This is a genomic window from Georgenia thermotolerans (assembly GCF_009193185.1).
Classification (GTDB): domain Bacteria; phylum Actinomycetota; class Actinomycetes; order Actinomycetales; family Actinomycetaceae; genus Georgenia; species Georgenia thermotolerans.
The window spans coordinates 1-12285 of sequence record NZ_VUKF01000075.1 but is presented as its reverse complement, the minus strand read 5'-3'; the positions used below and the strand labels follow the sequence as shown (position 1 = coordinate 12285).

Genomic DNA, 12285 nt, shown 5'->3' with positions numbered 1-12285 from the left:
GACCGCCGACCAGGCCGCCGCCCCGTTCCTGGCGCCGACCGCCGACCGGCTGCGCGAGCTCGGCCTGGACGAGCCGGCCCTGGCGGCCGCCGCCCGGGCCGGGCGGGTGCTGCGCCCGGCGCCGGGCATCGTCCTGCCGCCCGACGCGGCGCAGACGGCCGCCGCCTGGCTCGCCGAGCTCTCCCAGCCCTTCACCACCAGCGAGGCGCGGGTGCGCCTGGGCACCTCCCGGCGGGTGGTGCTGCCGCTGCTCGAGCACCTCGACCGGCGAGGCCTGACCCGCCGCCTGCCGGACGACCGGCGCACCGTGACGTCCCCGGCCGCCCGGTAGTCTCGCCGTCGTGGAGCCCGATGTCACGACCCTCGCCGTGGACTGCGGGGGCGGCGGCATCAAGGCCTCCGTCCTCGACGCCCAGGGCACCGTGCACGCCCCGCCGGTGCGCACCACCACGCCCTACCCGCTGCCGCCGACCCGGCTCGTGCGCACCATCGCCTCCCTCGCCGAGCAGCTCCCGCCGGCCGGGCGCGTCACCGTGGGCATGCCGGGCATGCTGCGCCACGGCGTCGTCGTCGCGACCCCGCACTACATCACCCGCTCCGGGCCCCGCACCCGGGTGCTGCCCGAGCTCGTGCTGCACTGGTCGGGCTTCGACATGCGCCGGGCCCTCGAGGACGCCCTGGGCGTGCCCGTCCTCGTGCTCAACGACGCCGAGGTGCACGGCGCCGGGGTCATCGCGGGCGCCGGCCTGGAGATGATCGTCACCCTGGGCACCGGGCTGGGCAACGCCGTCTTCGACGGCGGCGTGCTGGCCCCGCACGTCGAGCTCAGCCAGGGGCCGGTGCGCTGGGGCCTGACCTACGACGACTACATCGGCGAGCACGAGCGGCTGCGGCTGGGCGACGCGCACTGGTCCCGACGGGTGCGCAAGGTCGTCGAGGCGCTGCGGCCGATGTACCTGTGGGACCGGCTCTACCTCGGCGGCGGGAACTCCCGGCGAATCGTGGCCCCCGTGGTCGAGCGCCTGGGCGACGACGTCGTCATCGTGCCCAACAGCGCCGGGATCGTCGGCGGGGTGCGGGCCTGGGACCTGCGCGGGCGCGGTCCGGTACCGGAGGGCTGACGGCCGCCACGGACAGGTCGCGTCCCCTGCCCGGCGCCCTCACGATGGACTTCGGACCCCGAGGGAGTGGCGATGACGGAGCCGGTGCGGGTGGGGGACTGGGTGCGCGTCGAGCGCACCTTGTACACCGACGAACAGCGTCTGAACGGCCAGGAGGGGCGGATCGTGCGCGTCGTCGCGGGCGACTACCCCTACACGGTGGAGCTGCCGGACGGCCGGCACGTGGCGCTGCGGGCCTCCGAGGCCCTGCTCGTGCGCCGTGGGGGTGAGGCCGAGCAGGGGCGGGCCCGCCCCGTCCGCCGGCGGGGGGTGCCGCCGGACGTGGGGCTGCAGCCGCTCGCCGACGCGGCCACCGCCTACGTCGTCGTGCAGCAGGCGCTGGACGCGGCCGAGCGGACCTGGCGCAGCCTGATCAAGGAGGCCGCGGGCCGGGGCTTCTCGGCCGAGGACATCGCCGCCGCCGCCGGGGTCACCCCGGCGCGGGTCGAGCGGATCCTCAACGACCAGGCCGCGGCGACGCCGCGGCGCCGCGGGCCGCGCCCGTCCGGGGCCGCGCCGGGCTGACGGCGTCCACCAGCTCCAGCAGCACCCGGTTGAAGGCCACCGGCCGCACGAGGGAGACGAGGTGGCTCGCGCCCGGGACGACGACGAGCCGGCCGTCGGCGCACTGGCGCAGGAAGCGGCGCTCCTGGGTGCGGAAGTGGTCCCAGCGGCCGTTGACGAGCCAGACGGGCACCTCGATGGCGCGCAGGTCCGCGAGCGGGTCGATGTCGGCCACGCCGGCGAGGACGGCGTCCATGACCCCCGTGCTCATCCCGCCGGCCACGACGTCGGCGAGGGCCTCGGCGGGCAGCGCCCGGCGCGCCAGCGCCTCGCCGAGGCGGGCGCCGCCGTCGGGCAGCCGGGCGATCGCCGCGGCCACGCGCCGGTAGGCCCACAGCGGCGGGCCGGCGGGCCGGGTGCAGCACGAGGCGGCGAGGACCGCGGCGGGGCGGCGGGTGCGGGCGGCCCAGTGCACGGCGACGTAGCCGCCCATGGACAGCCCGGCGACGACGACGGGGCCGTCGGCGGCGGCGGCCGCGTCGTCGAGGGTGGCCAGGGCCCGCCCGACCGTGAAGGCCTCCCCCGCCCGGGCGCCGTGCCCGGGCAGGTCGGGGGCCAGCGCGGGGACGCCCGCGGCGTCCAGCGCGCGCAGCTGGGCCCGCCACATCGTGGCCGAGGCACGCACGCCGTGGACGAGCAGCACCGTGGGGGTCGTCACGGCGTCAGGCTCGCACGCGGGGCGCGTCCGGCGGGTGCGAGCGCCCCGCAGACACGAACGAGGCCCGGCCCAGACGTTGTCTGGGCCGGGCCTCGTCGGCGGTGAGGCGTCAGGCGCGGCGGTCGTCCGGGCCCTGGGACGACCCGGCCTGGGCGTCCTTGGCCTGCGCGTCCTCGGCGGCCGCGGACTGCTCCGCGGCGGCCTGCTGGGCCTGCTCCGTCTCGGTGCCCTCGACCGGGGCCTCGACGGTCGCGGCCTCGACGGCCTCGGCGACCTCGGGGGCCTCGGTGACCTCCGCCGGCTCCGCGGAGGCGGCGGCGGGGGCGGCCTGGGCGGCGGCGCGCTCGGCGGCCTTCTCGGCCTCGCGCACGGTGGCCTGCTTGGGGCTCACCGGCTCGAGCACGAGCTCGATGACCGCCATGGGGGCGTTGTCGCCCTTGCGCGGGCCGATTTTGGTGATGCGGGTGTAGCCGCCGTTGCGCTCGGCGAACTGCGGCGCGGTCTGCTCGAAGAGCTCGGCGACGACGTCCTTGCGGCGCACGGTGGTCAGGACCTTGCGGCGCGAGGCCAGGTCACCGCGCTTGGCCAGCGTGATGAGCTTCTCGGCCACCGGGCGCAGCCGCTTGGCGCGGTGCTCCGTGGTCGTGATCTTCTTGTGCTCGAAGAGCGCGGTGGCCAGGTTGGCCAGCATGAGCCGCTCGTGCGCAGGGCTGCCACCCAGACGGGGTCCCTTGGACGGGGTAGGCATGGTGTCTCCTAGTGAATGTGTCGGGTGAGCAGGTCAGCTGGACTGCTCGTCGCTGAACTGGATGTCGCCGTAGGCGTCCTCGTCCTCGTCCCCGGCGTGCGCCGCGAGGTCGAAGTCGGCGGGGCTGTCCTTGAGGCTGAGCCCCAGGCCGGCCAGCTTCTCCTTGATCTCCCCGATCGACTTGGCGCCGAAGTTGCGGATGTCCAGGAGGTCGGCCTCGCTGCGGGCGACGAGCTCGCCCACCGTGTGGATGCCCTCGCGCTTGAGGCAGTTGTACGAGCGCGACAGCAGCCCGAGGTCCTCGATCGGCAGCGCGAGGTCCTGCGCGAGGGCGGCGTCCGTCGGGGACGGGCCGATCTCGATGCCCTCGGCCTCGATGTTGAGCTCGCGGGCCAGGCCGAAGAGCTCGACGAGGGTCTTGCCGGCCGACGCGAGGGCATCGCGCGGGCTGATGGCGTTCTTCGTCTCGACGTCGACGATGAGCTTGTCGAAGTCGGTGCGCTGCTCGACGCGGGTGGCCTCGACCTTGTAGGTGACCTTGAGCACCGGGGAGTAGATCGAGTCGACCGGGATGCGGCCGATCTCGGCGTCGGCGCTCTTGTTCTGCACGGCGGAGACGTACCCGCGGCCACGCTCGACGGTCAGCTCGATCTCGAGCTTGCCCTTGGCGTTGATGGTGGCGATGTGCAGGTCGGGGTTGTGCACCTCGACGCCGGCCGGCGGGGTGATGTCCCCGGCGGTGACGACGCCCGGGCCCTGCTTGCGCAGGTACATCACGACGGGCTCGTCGTTCTCCGAGGAGACGACGATGTTCTTGATGTTGAGGATGATCTCGGTGACGTCTTCCTTGACACCGGGCACGGTGGAGAACTCGTGGAGGACGCCGTCGATGCGGATGGACGTGACCGCCGCCCCGGGGATCGAGGAGAGCAGGGTCCGGCGCAGCGAGTTGCCGAGGGTGTAGCCGAAGCCGGGCTCGAGCGGCTCGATGACGAACCGGGAACGGTAGTCGGAGACGACCTCTTCGGTGAGCGCGGGGCGCTGTGCGATGAGCACTGGGGGTTCCTTTCAGCCGGCGTCCGCCATATGACGCCGTGCGAGGACCTGCCGGTCATCGGTCCGTCCGGCAGGGGCGGTGCGGGGGCACCTGGGTCGCGCGGGCGAGCCGCGCGACGCCCGGCCGGGGCGTGCGGCGGGCGCACGCCCCGGCCGGGCGCTGGTGGAGTCAGACGCGGCGGCGCTTCGGCGGGCGGCAGCCGTTGTGCGCCTGCGGCGTGACGTCCTGGATCGAGCCGACCTCGAGGCCGGTGGCCTGGAGGGAGCGGATCGCGGTCTCGCGGCCCGAGCCCGGGCCCTTGACGAAGACGTCGACCTTCTTCATGCCGTGCTCCTGGGCGCGGCGCGCCGCGGCCTCGGCCGCGAGCTGGGCGGCGAAGGGCGTCGACTTGCGCGAGCCCTTGAAGCCGACCTGGCCGGACGACGCCCAGGCGATGACGGCGCCGGTCGGGTCCGTGATGGACACGATCGTGTTGTTGAAGGTGCTCTTGATGTAGGCGTGGCCGTGGGAGACGTTCTTCCGCTCCTTGCGGCGCGGCTTGCGGGCCGCGGTCGCCGTACGAGTCTTGGGAGGCATAAGGGGTTTCTTCTCCTGATGAGGTCGTCGGACCGGTCCTGCGCCGAGGCGCGGGACGGGCTACTACTTCTTGCCGGCCTTCTTCTTGCCGGCCACGGTGCGCTTGGGGCCCTTGCGGGTACGCGCGTTGGTCTTGGTGCGCTGGCCGTGCACGGGCAGGCCACGACGGTGGCGCAGGCCCTGGTAGCAGCCGATCTCCACCTTGCGGCGGATGTCCGCGGCGACCTCGCGGCGGAGGTCACCCTCGACCTTGAAGTTGCCCTCGATGTAGTCGCGCAGCGCGACGAGGTCCGCGTCGGTCATGTCCTTGACGCGCAGGTCCGGGCTGATGCCGGTCGCCTTGAGCGTCTCGGCGGCGCGGGTGCGCCCGACGCCGTAGATGTAGGTGAGCGCAACCTCGAGCCGCTTCTCGCGGGGGAGGTCGACGCCAGAGAGACGTGCCAACTTTCACTCCTGTTGTGGGTCGGAGGTCTGGGCCCCACCCTCCCGCCGCAGCGGGCCCCGGCCTCCGAACCGGGGGTCGCACCCGTGAGGGCGCTGGTGGCGCGTGGTGCCGGACGACCCGGCGGTGCGGGCTCTCAGCCCTGGCGCTGCTTGTGGCGCACGTTGGTGCAGATCACCATGACGCGGCCGTGGCGACGAATGACCTTGCAGTTGTCGCAGATCCGCTTGACGCTCGGCTTGACCTTCATGTGGTTCCTCCGCCGCCGCGCATGGTGGACCTGGGTCCGTCACGACGGCGATGTGCTCGTGGTGGTTACTTGTAGCGGTAGACGATGCGACCCCGGGTGAGGTCGTACGGGCTCAGCTCGACGACCACCCGGTCCTCGGGGAGGATCCGGATGTAGTGCTGGCGCATCTTGCCCGAGATGTGGGCGAGGACCTTGTGCCCGTTGCTCAGCTCCACGCGGAACATCGCATTGGGAAGTGCCTCGACGACACTGCCCTCGATCTCGATGACGCCGTCCTTCTTCGCCATGACCCCCGCTAACGTCGGTTGCTGTGATGGTGGTGCCGGCCCACCCGCGCGCGGACGCACGAAGGTAGAGCCATACCCAGCGGTCCATCCTACGGCATCACGACGACCCGGGAAACCGTCGCGGCGGTGACCGCGCTCACCGGCGGCGCCGCCCCGGCCCGCCGGTCACGCCGGGGGCAGGATGCCCAGGGCCCGGGCCCGGCCGAGCGCCTCGGCACGGGAGTGTACGTCGAGCTTGCGGTAGATGCTGCGCACCTGCGTCTTGACGGTGCTCTCGGAGACGAACAGGCGCCGGGCCACGTGGGTGACCGGCCGGCCGGAGGACAGCTCGACCAGCACCCGCAGCTCGCTGCGGGAGAGGTTCACCGGCCGGCTGGGCGTCGGCATGGCCTCGGACCGCACGGCCAGCTCGGGCCGGGCGAGCAGGGCGCGGGCGCGGGGCACCGCGGCCGCGACCTGCTCGAGGTCGGCCCGGGGCACGAGGAGGAAGGGACGCAGGATGCCGGTGCTCTCGGCGAGGGAGGTGGCCAGGTCCAGCGCCTCGCCGGCCAGCTGCGGCCGGCCGGTGCGATGGGCGGCGACGGCGCGCACGAGGCTGAGCTCGACCGCCGGGCGCGGGCAGACGGCGGCCAGCTCCGGGGCGCGGGCGCTCAGCCGCAGCGCCAGCTCGTGCTCGCCGGCGTAGAGGGCCACCCGGGCCCGCGCCGCACCGACAAAGGGCCGCTCCGGCGGCGCCGCGTCCCCGCCGAACAGCGCCCGGGCGCGGTCCCCCCGGCCGTGGGCGAGGTGGAGGTCGACGAGCGCGGCGAGGGCCAGCCCCGCCGCGAGCGGCGCCTGGCCCGCGGGGCCGTGCCGGAACCGCTCGAGCTCACCCACCAGGCCGGCGCCCTCCCCCGCGTGCACCGCCGCGGCGGCCCGGACGTACAGCCCGAGTGCCTCGAGGGAGGCCAGGGCGGCGGGCAGGTCGACGTCGGCCGGCCGGCCCGCACCGGCGTCGGACGGCCCGCGGGCGACGAGCGCGTCCAGGGCCAGCAGGGCCGGGCCCACCCGGGTGGCGAGCGCCGGCAGCGCCTCGACGGCCCCGCCGGTCGCGCCGGGGCCGGGCAGGTCGGGGAGGAAGCGGCGGGCGGCGTCGGTGTGGCCGAGCAGCGCCAGGCCCAGGGCGGCGCCCGCCCGCGCCGGGGGCGCCGCCGTCGCGTCGGGCCCGGCGCGCAGCGCCGCGTCGGCGAAGGCGTGGGTGGCGCGCAGCACGTCGGCGTCGAGCAGCAGCCGGGTGCCGAGCTGGACGAGCAGCGCGGGCACCTCGTCGACGTCGCCCGGCGCCGGACCGGGATCTGGGGCGTCCCGCCACGGCACGCCCGGGCGCAGACCGCTGACCAGGGCCAGGAGGAAGGCCGGGGGGACCTGCGCGGGCCGGAGGTGCTCGAGCGCCACCAGGCCCTTGGCGCTGCGGGCGAGCAGGTCCACGGGCACCTCGGCCAGCGCGACGCGCACCTCCGCGGGGTGGGCGACGAGCTCGGCCCAGCCGTGCTCGACGAGGGTGAGCACCGCGTCGGGCTCCTGGGTGCGCACGGCATGACGCAGCGCGGCCAGCGCGTCGCCCGCGAGCCGGCGGTGCTCCATCATGGCGCGGTTGAGCTCGCGGTAGCGGGCGGGGCAGTCCTCCCGCAGGATCCGGCGCAGCAGGTCCCGCACCACCGTGGGGAAGGCGAGCAGCCCCTCCCCCGCCACGAGCCCGGCGGCCCGGGCCCGCGCCAGGGCGCCCGGCAGCACGTGCCGGCCCACGAGGTGGGCGGCGACCTCCTCGGTGATCCGCTCGGGCACGGCGAGCGCGGTGAGGTCCTCGGCGACGGCGGCGAGCTCCTCGTCCTGGAGCACCAGGCGCAGGTAGTCGGCCAGGCTGGCGGTGTCGAGCACGAGCTCGTCGTCCGGCCCGCGCCCGGCGGTGAGCAGGGCGGCGCGCAGCAGGCCGGGCCACCCGCCCAGCTCCGCGGCCAGCCACCGGGCCTCCTCCGGGCGCACCGCGCGCCCGGTGCGCCGGGCCAGGTCGGCCACCGCGGTCGCGTCCAGCGCGAGGTGCTCGCGGGTGAGCACGACGGTGTCGGCGGCGACCCGGGCCAGCGCCTCCACCGGCCGCTGCGCGCGCATGAGGAGCACGAGGTGCAGCTCCTCGTGCGCCTGGACGAGGGCGACGAGCTCGTCGTCGACCCGGCGGTCCTCCACCCGGTCCAGGCCGTCGACGACGAGGACCAGCCGGCGCCGGCGCTCGCGCGCCCGCAGGGCCAGGCCGTCCCAGCCGACCGCGGCGACGCTCTCCAGCCCCGCCCGCTCCAGGGCGAGGTCGACGGCGCGCCAGAACGCCTCGGCGGCCAGGCCCCGCGGCGGCAGGGAGACCCAGACGACGTCGCGGTCAGGCAGGTCGGGCCGGCGCAGCCACTGGGCGGCGGTGCTGGACTTGCCGAACCCGCGCGGGGCGCGCAGCACCGCGACGGTGGGCAGGGCGGCGAGGGCCTCCCGGGCCCGGGCGGTCGGGGCGAAGGTGGCCGGCACCCGCGGCAGCCCGCTGCTCACCCCGCCCCGGCTCGTGCCGGTCACCGAGGTCATCCCTTGGCCCACAGCGGGCTCGGCGCGGCCTGCCCCCGGGAGACGGCGGCCACGAGCGCCTCCTCACGGCTGCCGACCCCGAGCTTGCGGTACACCGCGCGCAGGTGGGTCTTGACCGTGTTGACCGACAGCCCCAGCTCCTGGGCCACCCCGACCGCGCCGGAGTGGCGGGCGAGCGCGTCGAGCACCTGACGCTCGCGCCGGCTCAGCGGCTCGGCGGGCCGGGTGGTGGTCGTGACCAGCGCCTCGGCGCTGGTGGGACGGAACCGCTCGGGCCACAGCGCCAGCACGTCGGCGTCGTTGCCGGCCAGCTGCAGGAAGGTCGCGTACCGCATGCCCAGCAGCGGGCGGCGCTGCCCGGAGCCCACCGCCGCCTCCACCGCCTGCTCGAACGCCCGCCGGGCCGCCATCCGCTCGCCCAGGGCGTGCTGCGCCGAGGCGATGGCGAGGTGGCAGTCGAGGGCCGCGCGCTGGGAGAGGCGCGGGTGGGCCAGGCCGGTGCGGGCGTGGGCCACCGCGCGGGGATAGTCGCCGTCGGCCAGGCTGAGCCGGGCGAGGGTGGACAGGCTGACCACGGAGACGGGCAGGTCCTGCGCCGCCTGCCGCGCGGCCACCGCCATGCCGCCGTCGAGGAGGACGTCCACCAGCGCCACGCGCACGAGGGTCTCGGCCAGGCCCGCCCGGGGCAGGTAGTGGCCGGCCGCCCGCAGGTGCGCGGCCCACCGGGACACCTCCCCGCTGTGCCCGGACAGCCCCGCCCGGGCGGCGCGCACGAACACGGTCAGCGCCCACAGCTCGTCACGGCGGTGCCGCTCCCCCATGGCGTCCACGGCCTCCTCGAGGTCGTCGTCCAGGGCGTCGACGGCGACGAGGGCGCGGGCGATCCGCGTGGCGGTGGCGGCGAGGTCCTCCGGGGCGCTGCGCCCGTCCGCGCCGGCCCGCAGGCCGGTCAGCGCGGGGTCGGCGAGCCAGGCGCGGGCGATCTCGACGTCGCCGAGGAGGGCGTGGGTGAGCGCCAGCCCGGCGGTGGCCGGGGGCACCGCCCCGGCCAGGGCGGCGCGCTCGTGGCCCCGCTCGCGGCACCGCCCGAAGGCGTACAGCCCGGTGGCCAGGTCGCCGGCCATGACCGCGGCGACCCCCCACTGCAGCAGGGCCAGGGCGGTGCCGTCGCGGCCCGGCCCGGCCACCTGGGCGCGCAGCTCGGCGGTGATGCCCTGCAGGTCGCCGGTCGGCCACGGCGGCACGGGCAGCGCCGTCTCGTCCTGGGCCGGCAGCGCCGGCCCCACCTCGTCGCGGGCCACCTGCAGCCGCGGGTGGGTCGCCGCCACCTCCGGCGGGATGAGCTGGGCCGCGGCCACCACGGCCCACGGCTCCTGGGTGATCAGCCGCGGCCAGTGCTCCTCCATGAGCCGCTCGACCGCGTCCCAGCTGCCCGCGTGGACGGCGTGGACGATCGCCCGGACCGGGTCCCCGCCCTGCAGGTGCCAGTCCATCAGCGTGGCGTGGACCTCCCGCAGCTCCTCCGGCCGGCTCTCGGTGAGCACCCGCACCAGCGCCTGGCGCACCAGGGGCGGGTAGGAGTAGACCCGCCGCTCGTCGCGGACCTCCTCGCGCAGCAGGCCGGCCGAGCGGACGTTGCGCAGGATCGCCAGCACCCGCTCGTCGGGGGCGATGCGCCCGGCGAGCTCGGCGTCGAACTCGTCGGGCACGGCGGTGCGGAGCATGAAGCTGCGCACCGCCTCGTGGCGCAGGTCGCGCACCATGGTGGCGATGTACTGGTCGGCCAGGGCGAGGTTGAGGCGGCCGCCGTCGCCGCGCGAGCGCACAAGCACGTCGCGGATCGCGGCCGGCCACCCGCCGAAGCCGACGGCGAGGCGCGCCGCCTGGGCCTCGCCGACCGTCACCCCGGTGCGGGCGGCGAGGGCCGCGACGCTGGCGGGGCTCAGGCGCAGCTCGCGCGGGGAGATCACCGTGACGTCGATGGACAGCGACCCGGTGGTCTCCAGCACCCGGCTGGTGCGGGTGGCCACGACGAGGAAGAGGTGGTCGTTCTGCCGCACGAGCTCGACGAGCTCGTCGTCGATGTCCGCCGCGTCCGCCTGCCGCCCGGCGTGGTGGTAGTCGTCGAGGACGACGGTCAGCGGGCGGGTGCGGGCGGCGAGCAGCCGCACGACCTCGGTGCGGTGGTCCGCGCCCGCGACGGGCTCGACGGCCCCCGCAGCCTGCAGGCCGTCGGCCAGCCCCTGCCAGAACACCGCCGGGTCGTTGCAGGCGCGGGTCAGGCGCAGGTACACGACCTCCTCGTCGGCGGGCAGGGTGTCCAGCCAGGCGCCGACCAGGGTCGTCTTGCCGAAGCCCCGCGGCCCGCGCACGACGGTCAGGGGGCTGTGCGAGCCGAGGAGCCGGAGCAGCTCCGGGTCCACCACGACGTCCCTGGGCGCGCGGGGGCGCTTGATGACCACCGGCGGTGCCGTGTCGATCACACCTCTCACCCCACCTGCTCTGCGGATCACCCCCGACGTCGCCCCGTGCGACGTGCGTCCCGATGCCGAGATTAGGTGACGAGCGACACGTGTCGGCGCGGAACGACATCCCCATGTTCATGGGGGTCTGTCGCGCCGGTGCAGGTGGGGGTGCTGTCGCCGCTGCGGTGCCTCCTCGTGGGGGTCGGGTGAGAAAGGGTGAGGGTCAGTAGGCGCCGCGGGCGCCGAGCACGGCGCCGGCGGTGCGGCCGAGGATCGCCAGGTCCATGGGGACGGACCAGTTGTCGACGTAGCGCAGGTCCAGCCGGACGGACTGCTCCCAGTCGAGGTCGGAGCGGCCGGAGACCTGCCACAGGCCCGTGAGGCCGGGCTTGACCAGCAGCCGGCGGCGCACGACGTCGTCGTAGGTGGCCGTCTCCGCGGGCAGGGGCGGGCGCGGGCCGACCAGCGACATCTCGCCGCGCACGACGTTGAGGAGCTGGGGCAGCTCGTCTATGGAGTACTTGCGCAGGACGCGGCCGACCGGCGTCACGCGCGGGTCCTGGCGCATCTTGAACAGGGTGCCGTTGCCGTCCGAGCGGTCCGTGAGCTCGGCCAGGCGCCGGTCGGCGTCCGTCGTCATCGAGCGCAGCTTGTACATGGTGAACGGCCGGCCGCCCAGGCCGATGCGGGTCTGGCGGTAGAGCACCGGGCCGGGCGAGGTCAGCCGCACCGCGAGCCCGGCGGGCAGCAGCACCACCATCGCGGCGAGGAGGAGCAGGGCGCCGCCCACGCGGTCGGCGGCGTCCTTGACGAGGCGGCGCGCGCGGGGGACGTCCACGCGCACCGCGAGCAGCGCGGTGGCGCCCACCGGCCGGACCTCGACGCGGGCGGCGCCGACCTCGAGGAGGTGCGGGGCGACGAGGAGCTCGACGCCGCGGCCCGCCAGCGCCCAGGACAGGCGCCGCAGCTGGTCGGCGCCCAGGGCGGCGGAGGCGACCACGGCCTCGGCGCCCACGGCGGCGGCGACCGCGGCGGCGGTGTCGGGGGTGCCGTGCACCGGCAGCCCTTCCACCTCGGCGCCGGCGGTCGTGCACACCCCGACCGGGTCCAGCCCGTCCTCGACGGGCCCGAGCGCCGCGAGCAGCTCCTCGACGTGCTCGGGCGGTCCGACGACGAGCGTCGGGCGGGTCAGCCGCCCCTGCCGACGCCGGCGGCGCAGCACCGCCCGCTCGACGGCGCGCACGGCGAGGAGGAGCACCACCGCGGCGGCCAGCGCCGCCGGCAGCGTCGGGCCGGGCGCCTTCGTCCCGGTCGCGACGGCGAGGGCGAGCACCGCGGCGGCCCACGCCGTGCCACCGCGCGCGACGGCGCGCAGCTCCCCCGGCCCCTGCCCGGCGACCCGGCGGTCGTAGCCGCGGTGCGCGGCGACCAGCGCGACCAGCGCGACGCCGGCGGCCGCCGCCAGGGCCGCCCC

At 76.3% G+C, this 12285-nt stretch carries 13 protein-coding genes; 3 read left to right on the top strand and 10 right to left on the bottom strand.

Annotation, left to right across the window (positions count from 1 at the left end; all coding sequences use genetic code 11):
• From GD970_RS20740 to GD970_RS20730, 3 genes are all read left to right on the top strand, one after another.
• A partial coding sequence (locus GD970_RS20740; RefSeq protein ID WP_193315008.1) for a SelB domain-containing protein occupies positions 1-331 on the top strand: 331 nt, incomplete at its 5' end.
• Positions 332-341: 10 nt separating this feature from the next.
• Positions 342-1121 carry an ROK family protein gene (locus GD970_RS20735; RefSeq protein ID WP_211489945.1) on the top strand — a complete coding sequence of 260 codons (780 nt, stop codon included), beginning with the start codon at positions 342-344 and terminating at the stop codon, positions 1119-1121.
• 72 nt (positions 1122-1193) lie between these two features.
• Positions 1194-1685 carry a hypothetical protein gene (locus tag GD970_RS20730; RefSeq protein ID WP_152204784.1) on the top strand — a complete coding sequence of 164 codons (492 nt, stop codon included), beginning with the start codon at positions 1194-1196 and terminating at the stop codon, positions 1683-1685.
• On the opposite strand, the gene GD970_RS20725 is transcribed toward GD970_RS20730, so the two are convergent.
• From GD970_RS20725 to GD970_RS20675, 10 genes are all read right to left on the bottom strand, one after another.
• Entirely contained in the window at positions 1618-2382 is a 765-nt protein-coding gene (locus tag GD970_RS20725) for an alpha/beta fold hydrolase (RefSeq protein ID WP_226925513.1), read from the bottom strand. The genes GD970_RS20730 and GD970_RS20725 overlap by 68 nt on opposite strands.
• A gap of 109 nt (positions 2383-2491) precedes the next feature.
• Positions 2492-3130: a 50S ribosomal protein L17 gene (gene rplQ, locus GD970_RS20720; protein WP_152204783.1), complete on the bottom strand. Its 639-nt coding sequence runs from the start codon at positions 3128-3130 to the stop codon at positions 2492-2494.
• A gap of 33 nt (positions 3131-3163) precedes the next feature.
• The gene (locus GD970_RS20715; protein ID WP_152204782.1) at positions 3164-4186 is read right to left on the bottom strand and encodes a DNA-directed RNA polymerase subunit alpha; all 1023 of its coding nucleotides are present in this window, start codon (positions 4184-4186) and stop codon (positions 3164-3166) included.
• 169 nt (positions 4187-4355) lie between these two features.
• A complete protein-coding gene (rpsK, locus tag GD970_RS20705; protein ID WP_123917129.1) occupies positions 4356-4763 on the bottom strand; it encodes a 30S ribosomal protein S11 in 408 nt (135 codons plus the stop codon).
• 63 nt (positions 4764-4826) lie between these two features.
• Positions 4827-5207, bottom strand: a complete 381-nt coding sequence (rpsM, locus tag GD970_RS20700) for a 30S ribosomal protein S13 (RefSeq protein WP_152204781.1) — start codon at positions 5205-5207, stop codon at positions 4827-4829.
• Between the two features lie 134 nt (positions 5208-5341).
• Entirely contained in the window at positions 5342-5455 is a 114-nt protein-coding gene (gene rpmJ / locus GD970_RS20695) for a 50S ribosomal protein L36 (RefSeq protein WP_139073186.1), read from the bottom strand.
• 65 nt (positions 5456-5520) lie between these two features.
• Positions 5521-5742 (bottom strand): translation initiation factor IF-1, encoded by a 222-nt coding sequence (gene infA, locus GD970_RS20690; RefSeq protein WP_043501486.1) that lies wholly within the window; start codon positions 5740-5742, stop codon positions 5521-5523.
• A gap of 165 nt (positions 5743-5907) precedes the next feature.
• On the bottom strand, positions 5908-8337 hold the full coding sequence (locus GD970_RS20685) for a helix-turn-helix transcriptional regulator (RefSeq protein WP_152204780.1): 2430 nt from the start codon (positions 8335-8337) through the stop codon (positions 5908-5910).
• A 5-nt stretch (positions 8338-8342) separates the two neighbouring features.
• A complete protein-coding gene (locus GD970_RS20680; RefSeq protein WP_152204779.1) occupies positions 8343-10829 on the bottom strand; it encodes a LuxR C-terminal-related transcriptional regulator in 2487 nt (828 codons plus the stop codon).
• 205 nt (positions 10830-11034) lie between these two features.
• On the bottom strand, positions 11035-12285 hold a 1251-nt coding region (locus GD970_RS20675), incomplete at its 5' end, for an exopolysaccharide biosynthesis polyprenyl glycosylphosphotransferase (protein ID WP_152204778.1).